The following is a 19070-nucleotide window of genomic DNA, read 5'->3' on the forward strand; positions in this document are numbered from 1 at the left end:
AGTTAAATTATTTTGTTTATTAAAATTCTGAGTAATGGCATGACCAATTCTGACCAAAAAAAGTTATTTGATGTTCTCGAGTTACAAAAGCAACATCAAAAACGTGTCGATCGTGTGCTTTATATCGTTCTTCCGATTATGGCTTTCTTGATCAGCGTAATTTGTGCCAATATGAATTGGCAATCGACTCTCGGCACATTACTGGTTCTCATCATCGCCTTTATCGCGGTAGGGATTAAACGAGCAAATAAATGGATCTGGCTGAGCATTATTTCAGTATATAGCTTAGTTGATATTTACTTCAGTTATTCAGGACAGTTACCGAGTTCTGCTGTAGGACGTCATTTAGGTACAATGCTGACATTCACATTTATTATTGCAACAGCGCGACCTTATATCGACCGTTGGCTAATGAAAGAATAAATTAAAAAAAGCGCCTTACGGCGCTTTTCTGAATTTGAATTATTTGCGTAAATCTTTACGAAGGATTTTACCGACATTCGATTTTGGCAATTCATCCATGAATTCAACATAACGAGGACGCTTATATCCTGTTAAGTTTTCTTTCGCAAAAGCTAATACTTCTTCTGTTGTTAATGATGGATCTTTCTTCACAACAAACAGCTTAGGCACTTCACCTGATTTTTCATCAGCTACACCAATCGCTGCAACCTCGAGTACTTTAGGATGTGTTGCAATCACTTCCTCGATTTCAGATGGGTATACGTTAAAGCCTGATACCAAGATCATATCTTTCTTACGATCAACAATCTTGAAGTAACCACGAGCATCCATGATACCGATATCACCAGTACGGAAGAAACCATCTGCGGTCATCACCTTAGCTGTTTCATCTGGTCGGTTCCAATAGCCTTTCATGACTTGAGGACCACGGATTGAAATCTCACCTTGCTCACCTTGTGGAACTTCATTGCCATCGTCATCCAAGACAGCGACCTCCGTTAAAGGTAATGGGATACCAATCGTACCGCTAAACTCTTCAGATGCCGGTGGGTTTGCCGTTGCAATAGGTGAAGTTTCAGAAAGACCATAGCCTTCAATAATATTTGTACCTGTGATTTTTTTCCAAGCTGCAGCAGTTGAAGGCAATACAGCCATACCACCACCCATCGCCATTTTTAATTTGCTATGGTCAAGTTGTTTGAATTCTTCATTATGAACGAGTGCGTTGAATAAAGTATTCACTGCTGGGAAGAAACCAGGCTGATATTTGCGTAGCTCTTTAATGACTGCAGGGAGATCACGAGGGTTAGGAATCAATACGTTTGCTTGACCCTTGTACATACCATAAAGTGCACAAACCATGAATGCAAAGATATGATATAGCGGTAATGCACAGAAAATGCGATCGTCGCTCGCACCATCTTGAGCACCAAATTTAGATTGGAAAATACCATCTGCTTGCATTAAGTTTGCAACAAGGTTGCGATGTGTTAATTCCGCACCTTTTGATACGCCTGTTGTACCACCTGTATATTGCAATACAGCAGTGTCGCTCAACGTTGTTGCTGGGCGCTTATAATTTGCAGAACTGCCTTTAGACATCGCAGTCGTGAATTTCACATGTCCTGGGATACTCCAAGCTGGAATTTGCTTACGCACTTTACGTAAAACAAAATTCACGAGTGTACCTTTTAAGGTACCTAACATATCACCTACTGTCGCCACGATCACATGCTTAACTGGCGTTTTACCAAGAATTGATTGATAAACAGAAGCGAAGTTTTCAATAATCACAAGCGCTTCAGTGCCTGAGTCATTCAGTTGATGCTCAAGTTCACGAGCTGTGTAAAGTGGGTTCACGTTGACAAGAACTAAGCCCGCACGGAATACACCAAGTGCCACCACTGGATATTGCAGTACGTTTGGCATCATGACCGCTACGCGAGAACCTTTTGCTAGACCAAGGCTTTGAAGATAGGCTGCAAATTGACGGCTCGCCGTATCAAGTTCATTGAACGTTAATGTTTTATCCATAAAGATAAAAGCATCACGCGAACCAAATTTCTGGAAGTTTCTCTCAAAAATATCAACAAGAGAGGTATTTTCTGGTGGTAATTCTACTGTTTGTGGAATTCCAGTTTTTTGGTATTCAGCGAACCAAATCTTTTCCATAATGCCATATTCTCCAATTAGTAATACTTGGTTTTAAACTCTTATTTTCGATAATGTAATGAGCATCTTATTTAATTTATTGCTCAATAAAGCATCCATAGCCATAAATACATTTCATATATAACGTATTTTGTCGACTAGATGCTAGCTTTATCTTTGAATGAAGAGTTTATTTGCTTTTTGATAACCTCGTGGTAATACCTGCCCTTTTGAAGCACGTTTACCGATGTATTTCAGCAGATCATCACCTTTTAATTTCAATTGTTGTTGTCCAGCAACGACCTGAAGCACATCATCCAAGTTAAGTGTTGTCATAGACACAATGCGTTCCTTTGCATCCAACTGCATCAATTTATTACCTTTTCCTTTATTGAGCATTGGTAATTCTGTCAGCTCTGTCAGTAATAATCGTCCAGAACTGCTGAGTACAGCGATATGTGTACCATCAATTTGTTGCAATGGCATTGCGCTTGCATCATCTGCAAGCGTTAAAAACGCTTTACCCGCTTTAGCATTGGTGTCCAATTGTTTCGCTTGTGTTTTAAAACCATATCCTTTGGAGCTGATCGCTAATATTTCCACCTCATCTTCAGCAATCAGAATTTGTTGGAAATTTACTCCATTTGCTGGCGATAATTTCGAGCTTAATGGTTCACCTAAGCCGCGCGCTGAAGGTAATCCTGTAATTGGTAATGCGTAACTTCGGCCAGATTGATCTAATACATACACTTTTTGATTAGATTTACCTTGTGCATGACTTAAATATTGATCTCCTGCACGGAAATTGACTTTATCTAGATCGATCTCATGTCCTTTCGCACAACGAATCCAACCCGCTTCCGATAAAATGACAGTGACAGGATCAGCTGGCATCAAATCTTGTTCACTAATCGCGGTCGCTTCTTCACGCTGAACAATTGGAGATCGGCGATCATCACCAAACTTTTTCGCATCTTCTTTTAATTCTGAAATGATCAGATTTTTTAAAGATTCAGGATTCGCCAATTGCTCTCGAATCACGGCTGCTCGACCTTCAAGCTCTTCTTGTTCACGGCGAATTTCCATTTCTTCGAGACGCGCCAAATGACGTAATTTAAGCTCTAGAATGGCTTCGGCTTGAATTTCATCAATACCGAAATGTGACATTAACACTTCTTTCGGATGATCTTCCTCACGAATAATGCGAATTACCGTATCAATATCTAAATACGCAATTAAAAGTCCCGCCAGAATATGTAGACGTTTTTCAATTTTATTCAAATGGTATTGCAAACGTCTCGTCACAGTCGTTTTACGAATTTCAATCCATTCCAATAAAATACGACGGATTGATTTTACTTGTGGGCGACCATCAGCACCAATCATGTTCATATTGACGCGGTAGCTCGACTCAAGATCGGTCGTGGCAAATAAATGGCTCATGACCGCATCTGCATCGATACGATTTGAACGCAAGACAATTACCAAACGTGTTGGACATTGATGATCTGATTCATCTCGTACATCACTTACCAACGGTAATTTTTTTGCCTGCATTTGATCAGCAATTTGGCTGATAATTTTAGAGCCAGAAACCTGATATGGTAATTCACTGATGACAATTTCATTTTTTTCAACCGAATATACCGCACGCATGCGATAACTGCCGCGCCCAGTGCTTTGTAATTTCAGTAATTCATCAGCAGGTGTAATAATTTCTGCTTGAGTCGGTAAGTCTGGACCAGGAATATATTCAGCAACTTTTTCATCAGACAAATTCGGGTTACGAATCAGTGCAATGGTACCCTTAACAACTTCCCGTAAATTGTGTGGTGGAATATCTGTTGCCATTCCCACCGCAATTCCCGTCGTACCATTTAAAAGAATATTCGGTACGCGTGCTGGTAAATTTACAGGCTCTTTTAATGAACCATCAAAGTTATCTTGCCAGTCGACAGTTCCTTGACCTAACTCAGAGAGCAGGACTTCACTATATTGTGATAGTTTGGCCTCGGTATATCGCATTGCAGCAAACGACTTTGGATCATCTGGTGATCCCCAGTTGCCCTGCCCTTCAATAAATGGATAACGATAACTAAATGGCTGTGCCATTAAGACCATTGCTTCATAACAAGCAGAATCACCATGCGGATGATATTTACCTAAAACATCACCAACTGTACGTGCTGATTTTTTGGGTTTACCACTATGCTTTAGACCAAGCTCGCTCATCGCATATACGATACGGCGTTGTACAGGTTTTAATCCGTCACTAATATGAGGCAATGCACGATCCATAATCACGTACATCGCATAGTTTAGGTAAGCTTGTTCTGTAAATTCTGCTACAGAACGATTCTCTGTCGCTTGGTGCGCAAGGCTTGTCATTGAATCGTGAAATCCTAATGAATGAATAGTTTAAGGGTGTATGCTAGTCTCCCAAACTGCGAAGAACAAGCAAGGTTGGACACTTTGTAAAGATAAAATAACAAAAAAAAGGCCAGTTGGTTTTATTTCATTTTAAATTGGACTTTTTTCTTGTATCCAATTAATTTTATTGAATATACAATAATCAAAACACAACTTTATAACGAATGCTTTTACATACGCTCATCGTATGAACGGAACAGACATGCATAATTACATTCCTTATGATCTTCGCTCAAAATTATTTCAAATTGACCCTAATCTAGATGTTCATTGGCAAACGCGTTTAAAAAATATTTTTAATAGTGTTCCCGCACCAATACAAGGTCTGATCCAGGAACAATTCCTGACTGCGAAGAATATTTACTGGGATCAACATCGACAATCATTCACTTTTAAGGGCATTGTTGGTCTTCAGGATTTAAGCAGTCATTTAATCTCACCGAAAATGCGAACTTTGGCTGAAAAGATCGCAGCCACTTTAGAAACGCTTAAATCATATCAAGACGTAATTAAAATCGCCGATTACTTAGAAACTGTACAAAATCAAATTGATCGTATTGAAACAGAAGAAGATCAAAGTTTTCTTAGAGACAAACAACTCCTACGAAAAACTTTTTTATATGATGCTGCAAATATCATCAAAACACTCGACTTAAATGTTCCTGATAATTGCCGACATTTAACAGCTGAAGAAATTCGTACTTTTATTCTTGAAGTTCATATTAAACATCAAATTTTAGGCTATTGGTTCAAAACCATCCTCCCGAGACAACTGAAGCAAATTAGCCATCCATTATTCCAAGACTTTATTATTCAAGAACAAAAAATTCGTGATTTTGATGTCATTGAAAGCAGTCAGTATTTATATCTGGTCGCGACCATTCATGACTTTAGACAGAACCCATATTCTATCCGCCGCTTTTTAATGGAAGAAAAGCTAGGTCTTGAAGATCGAGTTTACCTAAATGGCGTGGTGTTGGATAAGAAACGTTTAAATGATCCAAGTTATTTAGAACAATTTAAATGGCAAGTCAGTCGAATTATTACTATTCAACGACAGATCACGACTCCTATTTTGGATCTGATGGAAAAATTTCATAACGTCAATTTTGATCTGTTATTACCGTTACTCAAAAAACCGCTCGATGCCTCTGGATTTTCAGTCGAACAAGTCATTAATGAGCGCCTTTTAGATTTCGAAAAAGCTTTAACTCTTGAGATCTTGCAACCTTTTCAATATGCACTGCGTCATTCAATTCGTCACCCTGATGAGTTTGATTATTGTTTTATCAGTATGCATCGTCTGTTCTCTGATATTGCGAGTTTTTATAAAGACTTTTCAAGTGAACCCATTATCGCCTTCAATACTCAAGCTCAAATTTTCGAATATAAAATTTTATCCTATTTAAAATTGATGGAAAAAAGACGACATACTATTTTTGTGAGTTTAGATGCAGAGTCTTATGCGGCAAGTCATAGCAAATCTCAAGCAGCGATTGAGCAAGTTAAAACAATTATTGCCGATGCTCTAGACCAACATAAAGTCAATCAAATTGCTTTCAATCAGAAAAAAAGAGAACTCGAAAGCCAATCAAACAAAGGATTCTTTCAAAAAATGTTTGATAAAACTGAAAAGTTAAAATCGGATCTTGAAGCGCTTAAATTGGCTGGAATTAATAATCGACGAATTGCATATTTAGATCTCGTGAAAGTGCCCAAAAAACATGATGAAACGACGGTGTACCTTGAGTTTGAAAGTTTGATTTCAATTAATCAGACTGAGCGTCACTATGCTTTTGTCAATGGCGACAATGGGGTATCAGCTTTGCCTATTTTAATTCAACTCCCTGAAGATAAAGAAAAATTCAATCTCCAGCAAGTGTCGAACACATTACATTTTGACTTAACTAAAGCGCGTCAAAAATGGGTCTAAAAAAGAGGAGCTTAGCTCCTCTTTTTTCACAGATTTACATCCCCATAGACTCAAGTGTCTTACCTTTGGTTTCCTCACCGAGCACCAAGATCACGGCTGCAACTGCCAATAATACAGCGGTAAACATCATAAATACTTGGCTAAATCCATTTGAAGCCACCATCATATGGGTAACCACTAAAGGTGCAACAATCCCACCAATACGCCCAATTGCTGCTGCCCATCCTGATCCGAAAGCACGAATATTTGCAGGATATTGTTCAGGCGTGTAGGTATATAAAACGCCCCATGCACCAAGATTAAAGAATGACATCAAGCATCCCCAGAACATGATCATCGCTACGGTATCAGCCTGCCCAAAGAAATATGCTGATACTGCACACATTGCAATAAAGCCTGAAAGCGTCGCTTTACGCCCTAACTTTTCAACGAGCCATGCCGCGACAATATAACCTGGCAATTGTGCTAAAATCATCCCGAGAACATATTCAAAAGACTGCACAATGGTATATCCCTCTTTGACTAAAAGACTTGGTAACCACGTAAAAATACCGTAATACGAATAAACAATCCCAAACCAAATTAACCACAGCATTAAACTGCGCTTAGCGAAACCGCTTGACCATAACTGACCAAAACTGACATTTGAATGTGTTGAAACTGGTTTCACTTCAATTTTTTCGATGACTTCGACACCACACTGTCGCTCGATTTTTTGCACAATCGCGTGCGCTTCATTAATACGACCTCGATTGATCAAGTAAGGAACAGATTCCGGAACTTTTTTTAGAATGACGAAGACATAAAGTGCAGGCAAACCACCCAATAAAAATGCAACATGCCAGTCAAATTTAGGGATGACAAAATAAGAAACCAGTGCAGCACATAACCATCCTAGCCCCCAGAAGCTTTCAAGTAACACAATAAAGCGACCACGAACATGGGCTGGAATGTATTCACTCACTAAAGTCACGGCAACTGGTAACTGTCCACCTAAGCCTAAACCTACAATAAATCTAAAGATTAATAACCATGTTAAATTTAGTGCGAAAGCACAAAGAGCTGTTGCTATACTATAGATGACCAAAGTTGTAGCAAATACTGCTTTACGCCCGATTCGATCTGCCAGTCCACCAGAGAACACTGCACCTATCGCCATCCCCACAAAGCCTATGGATACAACCCAACCTTTTTCAGCAGGCGTCATTTGCCAGTCTTCAGCCATCTTCGCCAAGATAAAGGAAATTAGTCCAGTATCCATTGCATCAAACATCCAGCCTAATCCAATCACCCACAACAAGGTGTAGTGAAATTTACCAATAGGTAAACGCTGTATTCGTGAGATTAAATCCATAGCATGCTCTCTGTGAGGAGTGATTTAAATACAACCAATGACAATCGCTGTTTTCTCAACACTGCTTATTTTTATTTTCTAAAGAACCATATAAAAATGACCGATCACATTATCGGCCATTTTCAAAGATGAGTGTAAAAAGTTTAATTTACATCTTTTGATGACGCCGACTGTTCATCATCATCTTTATAAATAAATTTTGGCATTTCAAGGCCAAAGTAAATTGCGATACAACGCAATGTGAAACCAAAAACAAGAGTAGAAATAATGGTGATATCTTGTGAAAAACCGACTTCGATACAGCCCCAATAGAAAATGACCGCAACAAAAGAAATACTGGCATAAAGTTCGCGACGGAAGACTAAAGGCACATCGTTACATAAGATATCTCGTAAAATACCCCCTGAAACGCCTGTCAATACCCCTGCCACTGCACAAACCACGAAACCCTGTTCCATTTGAATCGCAATTTGACAACCAATAATGGTAAAACCTATCAGACCTAAGGCATCTAGAAGTAAGAATACCGAACGTAGATGTCGCATCCATTTTGCGATAAAAATCGTAAATAATGCTGCACAACATGTAAGTACTAGATATTCAGGATGTTTCACCCAAGTTAAAGGATAGTGCCCTAGCAAAACATCACGAACTGATCCTCCGCCCAAAGCAGTCACACAGGCAATAATAATGACACCAAACCAATCCATACTTCGTCGACCTGCAGACAAGGCGCCTGTCATCGCTTCCGCAGTAATCGCAATAATATAAATAACGGTGAGTAACATTGCCCTACTTCCAAATGAGGGTTTTTAATGCGCAATATTCTAAGTTAATTAAAAATTAATTCTAGAGAAATCGCGCACAACATTGCTTAAATTTTTTTCCTGATCCACAAATACAAGTCTGCTTCATCGTCACAGTTTGATCTGTCGTTGGGTCTAAAAAATACCACTGTCTATTGGTGAATACGAAATTTGAGGTTTCATGATGGACATGTACCTGATCGACATGTTGGTAATGTGCTTTGAATTCAACTTGAGCATGGTTTTTATCCAGACGAGGTAAATGCTGAATAACCTCTAATTTTAACCACTGATTGCTCATCGCCCAATCCCGAATGGCAGCAATGTCTAAATGACTTTGCTGACCTGATGCTGTGGTACTCACAATATAGTCGATTTCATGTTTAGCGAATGCACTATAGCGAGAACGCATGAGCTGTTCAGCACTTTCTGCAACACGCTGACCACGATGTAAAGGTTCACAACAGTGTGTATAAATTCCATGCCCGCAAGGACAATTGAGTTCGGACATCAATATTCCAAAAAAAATAGCACCTAATGAGATGCTATTTTAACTGAGTTTAAATCATTCTGATGGGTCTTGTTTTACGATGGGTACAATATGTACTTTTTCGATTTTATGACCATCCATTGTAACCACCTCAAATAGATACCCTTCTGCTTCAAAGGTTTCTCCATTTTCAGGTAAATGTCCTAAATGGAATAAGATATAACCAGACAGCGTAGAATACTGTTCTGACTCATCAACTAAATCACGATCAAGCAATAATGAAATATGACGAATATCAGTTGAACCCTCGAGCATGAGTGAACCATCCTCTAAGCTTTCAACTGCAGTTTCTATTTCATTTTCGTTCGGGAATTCACCCGCAATCGCTTCTAAAATATCAATCGGTGTTGCAATACCCTCAATGGAACCATATTCATTGAGCACAATCGCCATTTGTAAGGGTGCCTGACGCAATTGATCCATTACCATTAAGACTTGAGCGCTTTCATGGACAATGACAGGCTCTCGAATGTGTTTTTCGAAATTAAAATCGCCTGATTCAATATAGTCATTCAAAACGTTATGCGTGAGCACCACCCCAGCAATATTGTCCAGCTCGCCATGTGCAACGATCAAACGTGAATGTTTCATAGAAAGCACTTGATGTTTAATACTTTCAGGATCGTCATTTAAATCGATCCATTCGAGTTCTGGACGTGGGGTCATTAATGATTTGACTGGTCGCTCAGATAAACCTAATACTCCTTGCAACATCACGCTCTGGTATACCGCATTCTCATCCGAGAACATTTCCTCTACCAACGCTTGGGTAGCCAAGACATCATCTGTATTTGCCGATTGAGCATCTGCCGTTTTTGACTTACCACCCAGCATACGAATGACGGCAGAAGCTGTTTTAAAACGTAAATCAGTCGTTGTTACCGTTTTTTCTTGGTTACGGCGCATCAATTGATTTAAAAACTCAATCAGGACAGAGAAACCAATTGCAGCGTATAGATAACCCTTCGGAATGTGGAAGCCTAGGCCTTCGACAACCAATGAGAAACCGATCATCATCAAGAAACATAGACACAGAATCACCACAGTTGGATGCTTATTCACAAAGTCCATGAGGGCTTTAGAGGCCCATAGCATGATTCCTATCGCAATAATTACGGCGATCATCATGACCGAAAGATCTTTGACCATACCGACTGCTGTAATCACACTGTCGAGTGAGAACACTGCATCCAATACCACGATCTGTACAATGACCATCCAAAATGCAGCATGAACAGGATTTTCTTCTTTAACATGAACTTTACTTTCTAGACGTTCATGTAGTTCTAAAGTTCCCTTCATTAACAAGAAAATACCGCCAAAAATCAAAATAAGATCTCGGGCTGAAAACGGATGATCAATGATATGGAATAATGGATTCGTTAACGTGATAATCCAAGCGATTGACGCCAAAAGTATTAGGCGCATGCCAAGCGCGAGCGTTAAGCCTAAAATTCTGGCTTTATTGCGTTGCTCAGGCGGCAGTTTTTCCGCCAAAATCGCGATAAAGACGAGATTATCAATCCCGAGAACAATTTCTAAAATAATTAAGGTTAAGAGTCCCACCCATGCGGAAGGATCAGACATCCATTCAAAAATCATGAGTTACACTCCCACGTTTCAGGAAGATGGGATTCATTTAAACCAAAGTGATGAGGCAAAGTTATAAATGCAGTATTTAAATTTAGAAAATAAATAATATTTTGTTCTATTGAGCGATGTCGATCACTACTCATATTGATGTATTGGTTGCCGAACAGATTTTCAGTATAGAAAAGATTTTAGTGCAATTCACTATTTTTTCGTTGAATCAAGATTGACTTTATCAATCATTTTGGAATGAAACTACAAAATATTTCAAAAAAATCTTATTTATCTATACAGTTGTCACCTTTCTTGCTTAGATTAAACTGCATGATGAAGTTCATTTAAAAAAGGTGAGTAAATAAATATGAATACAAGCGTTCTTAATAACACCTTAGAGACCGATACATCAGTTAAATCAAAAGCAACTCAATGCCTTATTGCACTTTATTGTGGTTCTCGTTTTGGCAATAACCCTATTTACCAACAAAAAGCCATTGCTTTGGCTGAAAAAATTGCAAGGCAAGGATTTGGCATCGTATATGGCGGTGCAAGTATCGGATTAATGGGACAAGTCGCAGATACAGTCATTGAAAACCATGGTGAAGTTGTTGGTGTTATTCCTGAATTTATGCTTGATTACGAAGTTGCCCATAATCAGTTAACAGAACTTCACGTGGTGAGAACAATGCATGAACGCAAAGCCATGATGGCTGAACGTGCTAGTGCTTTTGTTGCGCTCCCGGGAGGTTTAGGCACATTTGAAGAAATCTTAGAAATCGCAACTTGGGGACAGTTAAATCAACACCAAAAACCAATGATTATTTATAACGTCAATGGATTCTATAATGCCTTGATTGCACAACTCGATCACGCAGTAGAAGAAGGTTTTCTACCTGCTCAACATCGTGCAAAAATCATCGTATGCGAGCATTCACATCAAATCATCAATGCCATCGCAAACTTGAAATGCCCTGAACAATTCGTGGTCTAAATTCAACAAGACTTTAAAGCATTACGCATGACGAGTAAAAAATAAAAGAGCCATATGGCTCTTTTATCATACATCTACACGATCAGGCTCTATTTCAACGTGATCTGATACGTTGCTGTAGTACCACTGACTTCATTCCCTACAATCAGTAAAGGCATACCCGTTGGAGATTCTTTTGCTGAAACAAAGGTTAATCCTTCAGGACCTAAGTCTCCTGCCTGACCTGCCTCGATATCGGCAGTGGTTGCATCAAGTTTTCGTGAATGAATATATTGCACAAATTGGGGTTGGGCAGGATTGGAGATGTCATATACCATCACGCCTCCAACTCGTTCTAAACCAATAAATGCATAAGTTTTCTGACCGATTTGACCTATCACCACGCCTTCTGGCTCTGGGCCTTTATTGTCACTACGATTATCGATCCCTGCTTCTTCATGGTTTGCATTAAAGATCTCAGGATGGTGCTGAGCAATATATTGTTCAAAATCATCACCCGAATCCCAAACCAGCTCTAATCCTGTTTGAGCATCATTTTCTGTCCAAATACTGACAGATCGTGCCCCGAAGCTATATAAATGATCATAAACCAAATTGCCTCGAGCATTGAGTTTAGGTGTGCCATCAGTATTCTTTTGATAACCTTCAGTCCAAGTGATATTCAAACGACCAAGCATCTTGTCTTCACGGCATCCTTTAGCATCTCCATCGATCGCTCCACAATATGCAAAATGCAGAGGATTCAATTCAGCACCTTTCGCCAGTGCTCGTAACTGTGGTGGCAGATCTTCCCCTTGTCGTCTATCGAAACCATCTTTATGGACTAGATGCTTCACACGCCATTCTTCAACAAAACCCTTTTTAATATTACCTTGAGCACTCGGATTATCCTTTAATTTTTCTCCCCAATATTCAGGATCATCTTCACCCCAAGCACGAGCATCCCCTTCATTGGCAGTGACAATATACGTTTTACCATTGACTTCGTAACTTGAGATCGCATCTGGCATATATAAGCCACGAACATGCTGCCAAGTTTGAATATTGATCTTCGCAGGACCATTTTCACCATCGGCATCACTGACATCTAAACCATGACCTTGTAAGCCATGATCTTTAAAACCAAGCGGATAGACTGCCATGACTTTGGCATTCAAAACATCCACTTTAGCTACGGCATTATTTTCCTGTAATGCGACCCATGCAATTTTGCCATCTGTGCTGAGAGTGATGTATTCAGGTTCAAAATCTTGCGCTACTGTTGCATTTGGACCATAAATTCGCACACCTTGATCACGTAATAGTTGAGCTTGACTATTAAAGGCTTTGAAGTCAGCTGTTTTTGCAACTGGTTTGTTCAAATTTGAGAGATCAATGATTGAAATCGAACCTTCGGGATCAATCGCATAATCATGAGATGGCTCTCCTTCATTCGCCACCAATAAGGTTTTACCATCTGCACTAAAGGTCAGCATATCGGGTAGAGAACCCACTGGAACTTGGGCAATAAAGCTCGAATCATTGGCATTAAAAAGTGCCACGATTCCTGGATCTGTTTTATCTTTGGCTTGTACAGCCAAGGCAACAATTCCATTTTTTACAGCAACACTATTTACTTCTGAGTCTGTTAAATAAAATTTAGCATCTAAAGAGCCAATCCATTTAGGTTGCTGAGGTTGGCGATAATCAAAAATATCAACCACGCCTTCTTTTGCGTTTACAACAAACAATCTTTGGCTTTGTGCATCATAGGCAGGTATCTCTGCTGCGCTGACCGCAAAACCACGACTTTCTGTACGACTGAGATAGTTGAGTTCAATCGATTCAGGCGTAATATTTGGTACTGATGTGATATTGTTAGTGTCATCATTACATGCCCCTAGCCCCAATGCACACATTGCGATCACAAGTGCGTTAGACTTTAGCTTCATTTTTTTTAATCTTCCTATGATGTTGTTGGCAACAACTCTATGACCATGCGATGACAATGCTGTGACCATTAGATTGCAATTTTGTTGCAAATCCTTCGTAAATAAACCACAAGTGATACTGAGAAACTGTTTTAAAATATTAACTTACTAATATGATCCTACAAGATGAGCAGCACAGCACACCAACCCTTACAGCCTGAGTTTAGATTATTGGTGTTTTTGGTTTCGATCGGCTTTTTTATGCAAGGTCTAGACACAACTATCATCAATACTGCGATTCCTGCAATCGCTCATCACCTCAATGAAGATCCTCTACACATGCATAGTGTCGTGGTGGCTTATGTATTGTCAGTCGCAGCCTGTATTCCACTCAGTGGTTGGCTGGCTGACCGATTTGGTGTCCGAAATGTTTATTTTTCTGCAATTATCATTTTCACTTTGGCATCGCTCGGATGTGCATTTTCTTCTAATTTAAATGAGCTTTTATTTTTCCGAGTGATTCAAGGGATTGGAGGTGCTTTACTGCTTCCAGTTGGGCGTCTTGCAATGTTGAAAATCATTCCTAGAACCCAATTCCTTGCAGCCATGTCTCTGATGAGTCTTGCTGGTCTGATTGGTCCCTTAATCGGTCCTACTCTTGGCGGATGGTTAGTGGAGTACGTGACTTGGGAGTGGATTTTCTTAATTAATATTCCTATTGGACTCATTGGAGTTTTTCTCACATTTAAAGCCATGCCAAATGTGACTGAGACCCATGTTGCTAAGTTTGATTTTTTTGGCTTCTTGTTATTAATCATCGCGATGGTTGGCTTAAGTTTAGGGATTGAAAATTTTGCTAGCCCCTATCTTCCACTATGGTGGAGTATTGTTCTTATTGTGTTTGGTTTATCTGCAAGTGCTTGGTACATGGTGCATGCCCATACCCACCAAAATGCTCTATTTCGTGGGAAACTATTCAAAAATCAAATTTTCGCGATTGGTATTGTAGGCAACTTTTTTGCCCGCTTAGGCGGCAATGCGATGCCTTTTCTTATCCCCTTAATGCTACAAGTTGCTTTTGGTTTTGAACCATTTATTACCGGTTTACTTATGATTCCAACGGTATTGGGTTCACTGGCATCAAAACCGATCATTCGCCAAATTATTCAACGATTTGGGTATCGTCGGGTGTTATTAGTCAATACCTGCCTTATTGGCTTATGTATTGCAAGTTTTGCCCTCACCTCAGCCGAAACACCTTTATGGCTAAGAACATTACATTTCTTCATTTTTGGTATGTTGAACTCACTGCAATTTGTTTCTATGAATACGCTAACCTTAAAGGATTTGCCTCAACAAAATGCTAGTAGTGGTAACAGTTTTCTCTCGATGATTATGATGGTATCTATGAGTATTGGTGTAGCGCTTGCAGGTACACTGGTCAATGTATTCACCGCTTATCTTGGTACTGCACAAATGCAACAGGCCTTCCAATGGACCTTAATTTTAATGGGCTCAATTAACATTATTACCATGTTTATTTTTTGGAAAATTCCGAAAGAAATGGATGATGACTAATGGATATGGATTCTAGATACTGTCACTACCATTTACGTTTATTCGCGTTATGATATTAATTATATTTTGCACCAAACTTTAAGTGCTCATGAATTCAAAAAATAAGCAGCATATCTATTCGCAGAAGATTATCTTGTGGACTTCCCTTTTAGGTGCAGCCCTGATCGCACTCATGGTCGGATTATTGAGCTTTTTCTTTTTGCCGTTTCAACCAGCAACAGCTCAAGAATATCCAATCAAAGGATTTGATGTCTCACATCATCAAAAAGAAATTCGCTGGTCACAAATTTCCAAAAAGGAATATCAATTTGTCTACCTCAAAGCGACAGAAGGTGGCGACTTTAAAGATCGAAAATTTCAGGATCATTGGCTGAAAGCACGCGAGCATGGTTTTAAAGTCGGAGCGTATCATTTCTATCGACTTTGCCGTGATGGTAAAGTTCAGGCATTAAATTTCATTGATTCTGTGCCACGTAAAGAAGATGCCCTTCCTCCAGTCATTGATTTGGAATACGACAGCAATTGCATCAATACCTATAGCAAAGAACAACTGTTATATGAAATCGATGTTATGCACGATTTGCTGCATCAACATTATGGCAAACAACCTATCTTTTATGTTTCTAAAGCCTTCTATAACATCGTACTTGCGGGTGCTTTTACGGATACCCCACTCTGGGTACGTGAATACACCTCACAACCTGAATTAAAAGACAATCCAGATTGGATCTTTTGGCAATACACCAATAAAGGCAAAATTAAGGGTATTTCTACACCAGTGGATTTGAATGTATTTAATGGCGATCAAAACGACTGGATAAAATTTCTAAAATTAAATCAAATTGAGCCATAAATCTTAAGTAGTCAGTACGTTACAACTAAAGAGATCTAACTAAAAAATAGAGTGCAACTGGGCTCAAGCAAGCGAGTTACGTTTTATAAGGATGACATGATGTCGCTTAAAAAAGGGATTTTAACGGTGATTGGTCTTTTGGCTGTCACGCTCATGGCTGCGTTTTTTTATTTATGGCAACCATCAGGAAAGCTCTCCGAATTTAATCAATGGAAGGCTAAAATAGACCAACCCGTCAGTGAACAAAAATTAAATGTTCGCTTTTTTGGCGTTTCCACATTGCTATTTGATGATGGTAATTCACAAATTCTAATTGATGGTTTTTTTAGTCGACCATCTCTCATGAACATTGCTTTACAACGCCTCTCCAGTGATCAAGCACTGCTTCACAATATGATTCAGGACCATGAGCTTAAACGCCTCAAAGCCATATTGGTGACCCACAGTCACTATGATCATGCTTTGGATATCTCAGTGCTCGGAAGTTCACTCCCAAAAACTCACATCATTGGTTCGTTGAGTACAATAAATATAGCACGAGGCGGCAAAGTGCCTGAGCATCAATTGAAACTGGCAGTGCCTTTTCAAGCACTACAATTGGGTGCATTTCGTATTACGCCTATTCCCTCACAACATACGCCACCTACAGCAGTGAACAATGATTTAGGTGAAGAGATTCTGCATCCACTGCCTCAGCCAGCACGTTTTTATGAGTTTAAAGAAGGCGGTAGCTTTGACTACTTGATTGAGCACAATAATCACAAAATTTTAGTTAAAGCCAGCACAGGTGCGCTTCCTAATCAATTTCAAAAGTTAAATGTAGATGTCTTGTTTTTAGGAATTGCTCAGCTTTCAAAACAATCACCCGAGTTTCAACAACAGTATCTCGCTGAAACCATTGATCAGTTACAACCGAAAGAAGTCATTCCAATTCATTGGGACAATTTCTTTAAACCACTTTCACAGCCTTTAGAGTTTCTACCACGAATAGCAGATCATTCTCCGAAAAGCCTACAACTCGTGATTGATCATGCACAGCATCAAGGTCGAAAGGTGACTTTACTGACGGAGCCTTACGCATACCCAATAATCAGCTCAACGATGCCTTAATTATGGGTTAAAATTAAGGCATCTCATGATTGATTGAACATTTTGCGAAAGATAATTCATATCGATATGGATGCTTTTTACGCTTCTGTGGAGCTTAGAGAGCGTCCAGAATTACAACACTTACCTGTGGTCATTGCATCTCATCACCCACGAGCCGTCGTTGCAGCAGCATCATACCCAGCTCGTGAGTATGGCTTACGTTCGGCCATGTCGATGACACAAGCCAAAAAACTTTGCCCACAAGTGATCGTCATTGAGCCAAATTTTTCTAAATACCAACATGTGTCAGCCCAAATTCATGAGATATTTCAAAAACATACCAGCATCATCGAACCCTTATCGCTGGATGAAGCATATCTGGATGTCACTGAAAATTTACAGCACATCCCAAGCGCTACTGAAGTTGCGATGCATATTCGTGATGAAATATTTCAGCTTACTGGATTGACCGCCTCAGCAGGCGTTGCACCAAATAAGTTTTTAGCCAAAATTGCATCTGATTGGAATAAACCGAATGGCATTTGTGTGATCAAACCCAATCAGGTGCAACAGTTCATCTATGATCTTCCACTCAAAAAAATCCCCGGTGTAGGTAAGGTCACACAGGAAAAATTAAAAGCTTTGCAACTCGAAACACTTGGGGATTTACAGCAGGTCGAAGAAAACTTTCTCACTCATCATTTCGGAAAATATGGCAAACAATTATTTCTCTATGCTCAAGGGATCGATGAGCGACCTGTTCAAAGCGAACGCCAAAGACAGCAAATTTCCAAAGAAACCACGTTTGATGAAGATCTTTTTTTAAACCAATGTGATCAATTTTGGACTTCACTGCTTTCTCGTGTTTGGCAAAATCTTCAAAACAAGGAAATGATCGCTAGAGGTATCAGCGTCAAACTCAAACTTAAAAATTTTCAAGTTTTACAACACTCTAAAAGCTTTAAACAACCTTTCAATCACATACAGGATTTGCAACTGGCACTCAAATTATTGTTAATGGAAATGAATATTCCTGATGAATATCAGTTTAGACTCATTGGTGTTGGGGTGTATCAACTTTCAGAAAAACAACAAGACACTCAACTCAATTTATTCGGATTGTAAATTTCGTCTAGTTTTCATGCAAAAGAACAAAATTAAGTCAATTTTTTTCGCCTTTTTTTCCTTTTTAGAGTAATCTAATCGCGCAATACATTTACCCATGTGTCTGCTGAGATGTTGTTAGAAGACCTATATCTAACACATTTGTCCTGTGATTGGCGTGACAATCCATCCGAATATTACAGGGCACTCTAATCTGAATGGGTACAATGTCTTGTTCCTCCAAATATTTCTGATCTCCTCCCATAAAAATAAACTTTCAGAGATACAGCAATTAAACCGAATTCATAGTTCCAATTCCCCTATACTTTCTAAATCCTATACTGCGTTTCATAATCTATATTTATATCTATAAGGGATGAGTTTTATGTCTGTTCAACGTTTACACGTTCAAAAACGTTTTTCTGAGGTCGCTATTTTTGGTCACTTCGTTCATCTGGCAGGTCAGTTAGCAGAAGACACGTCGCTCGACATTCGTGGACAGTCACAACAAACCTTTGACATTATTGACCGTTTATTGGCTGAAGCAGGTACAGATAAAAGCCATATCATGTCTGTGACAATTTATCTACAAGATATTGAAAAAGATTATGCAGCATTCAATGAAGTTTGGGATGCATGGGTTTCTGATATTCAAGCTCTACCGCGTACATGCGTAGAGGCTAAACTGTATCATCCCGATGTTCTTGTTGAGCTAACGGTAATTGCCGCGAAACCTTGATAAAAAAAGCATGCCTGAGCATGCTTTTTTA

15 protein-coding genes are annotated in these 19070 nt (G+C 39.3%); 8 read left to right on the top strand and 7 right to left on the bottom strand.

Features of this window, described 5'->3' with window-relative positions; all coding sequences use genetic code 11:
• The first annotated feature begins 39 nt into the window (after positions 1 to 39).
• Positions 40 to 423 (top strand): hypothetical protein, encoded by a 384-nt coding sequence (locus BMW42_RS09480; RefSeq protein ID WP_035268065.1) that lies wholly within the window; start codon positions 40 to 42, stop codon positions 421 to 423.
• 39 nt (positions 424 to 462) lie between these two features.
• Here BMW42_RS09480 and BMW42_RS09485 read toward each other — a convergent pair whose 3' ends face one another.
• On the bottom strand, positions 463 to 2136 hold the full coding sequence (locus BMW42_RS09485) for a long-chain-fatty-acid--CoA ligase (RefSeq protein ID WP_092767369.1): 1674 nt from the start codon (positions 2134 to 2136) through the stop codon (positions 463 to 465).
• A gap of 150 nt (positions 2137 to 2286) precedes the next feature.
• On the bottom strand, positions 2287 to 4503 hold the full coding sequence (gene parC / locus BMW42_RS09490) for a DNA topoisomerase IV subunit A (protein WP_092767371.1): 2217 nt from the start codon (positions 4501 to 4503) through the stop codon (positions 2287 to 2289).
• Between the two features lie 244 nt (positions 4504 to 4747).
• On the opposite strand from parC, the gene BMW42_RS09495 reads away from it, so the two are divergent.
• A complete protein-coding gene (locus BMW42_RS09495; protein WP_092767373.1) occupies positions 4748 to 6478 on the top strand; it encodes a hypothetical protein in 1731 nt (576 codons plus the stop codon).
• A gap of 34 nt (positions 6479 to 6512) precedes the next feature.
• Here the strand turns inward: BMW42_RS09495 and BMW42_RS09500 are convergent, their stop codons facing one another.
• The 4 genes from BMW42_RS09500 to BMW42_RS09515 form a co-directional block, all read right to left on the bottom strand.
• Positions 6513 to 7832, bottom strand: a complete 1320-nt coding sequence (locus BMW42_RS09500; protein WP_092767375.1) for a niacin transporter NiaP — start codon at positions 7830 to 7832, stop codon at positions 6513 to 6515.
• Between the two features lie 143 nt (positions 7833 to 7975).
• Positions 7976 to 8620, bottom strand: coding sequence for a trimeric intracellular cation channel family protein (locus BMW42_RS09505; protein WP_035268119.1), 645 nt, complete (start codon positions 8618 to 8620; stop codon positions 7976 to 7978).
• Between the two features lie 61 nt (positions 8621 to 8681).
• The gene (locus tag BMW42_RS09510; protein WP_092767377.1) at positions 8682 to 9149 is read right to left on the bottom strand and encodes a YchJ family protein; all 468 of its coding nucleotides are present in this window, start codon (positions 9147 to 9149) and stop codon (positions 8682 to 8684) included.
• Between the two features lie 54 nt (positions 9150 to 9203).
• Positions 9204 to 10790 (bottom strand): TerC family protein, encoded by a 1587-nt coding sequence (locus BMW42_RS09515; RefSeq protein ID WP_092767379.1) that lies wholly within the window; start codon positions 10788 to 10790, stop codon positions 9204 to 9206.
• 349 nt (positions 10791 to 11139) lie between these two features.
• Here BMW42_RS09515 and BMW42_RS09520 point away from each other — a divergent pair, with 349 nt between their 5' ends.
• Positions 11140 to 11766 (top strand): LOG family protein, encoded by a 627-nt coding sequence (locus BMW42_RS09520; protein WP_092767382.1) that lies wholly within the window; start codon positions 11140 to 11142, stop codon positions 11764 to 11766.
• Between the two features lie 89 nt (positions 11767 to 11855).
• On the opposite strand, the gene BMW42_RS09525 is transcribed toward BMW42_RS09520, so the two are convergent.
• Positions 11856 to 13697: a choice-of-anchor I family protein gene (locus BMW42_RS09525; RefSeq protein WP_092767384.1), complete on the bottom strand. Its 1842-nt coding sequence runs from the start codon at positions 13695 to 13697 to the stop codon at positions 11856 to 11858.
• Between the two features lie 165 nt (positions 13698 to 13862).
• Between BMW42_RS09525 and mdtD the strand changes: the two genes are divergently transcribed.
• The 5 genes from mdtD to BMW42_RS09550 all read left to right on the top strand — a co-directional run bounded on the left by mdtD (position 13863) and on the right by BMW42_RS09550 (position 19039).
• The gene (gene mdtD / locus BMW42_RS09530) at positions 13863 to 15254 is read left to right on the top strand and encodes a multidrug transporter subunit MdtD (protein WP_092767387.1); all 1392 of its coding nucleotides are present in this window, start codon (positions 13863 to 13865) and stop codon (positions 15252 to 15254) included.
• A gap of 88 nt (positions 15255 to 15342) precedes the next feature.
• Complete coding sequence (locus tag BMW42_RS09535; protein ID WP_092767389.1) at positions 15343 to 16107, top strand: glycoside hydrolase family 25 protein; 765 nt, start codon at positions 15343 to 15345, stop codon at positions 16105 to 16107.
• Between the two features lie 99 nt (positions 16108 to 16206).
• The gene (locus BMW42_RS09540; RefSeq protein WP_092767391.1) at positions 16207 to 17217 is read left to right on the top strand and encodes an MBL fold metallo-hydrolase; all 1011 of its coding nucleotides are present in this window, start codon (positions 16207 to 16209) and stop codon (positions 17215 to 17217) included.
• A gap of 42 nt (positions 17218 to 17259) precedes the next feature.
• Positions 17260 to 18321: a DNA polymerase IV gene (gene dinB, locus BMW42_RS09545; RefSeq protein ID WP_092767393.1), complete on the top strand. Its 1062-nt coding sequence runs from the start codon at positions 17260 to 17262 to the stop codon at positions 18319 to 18321.
• Between the two features lie 364 nt (positions 18322 to 18685).
• Positions 18686 to 19039, top strand: a complete 354-nt coding sequence (locus BMW42_RS09550) for a RidA family protein (RefSeq protein WP_092767395.1) — start codon at positions 18686 to 18688, stop codon at positions 19037 to 19039.
• Positions 19040 to 19070: the final 31 nt, after the last annotated feature.

This window comes from Acinetobacter sp. DSM 11652, from assembly GCF_900109815.1.
In the GTDB taxonomy this organism is placed as follows: Bacteria; Pseudomonadota; Gammaproteobacteria; order Pseudomonadales; family Moraxellaceae; genus Acinetobacter.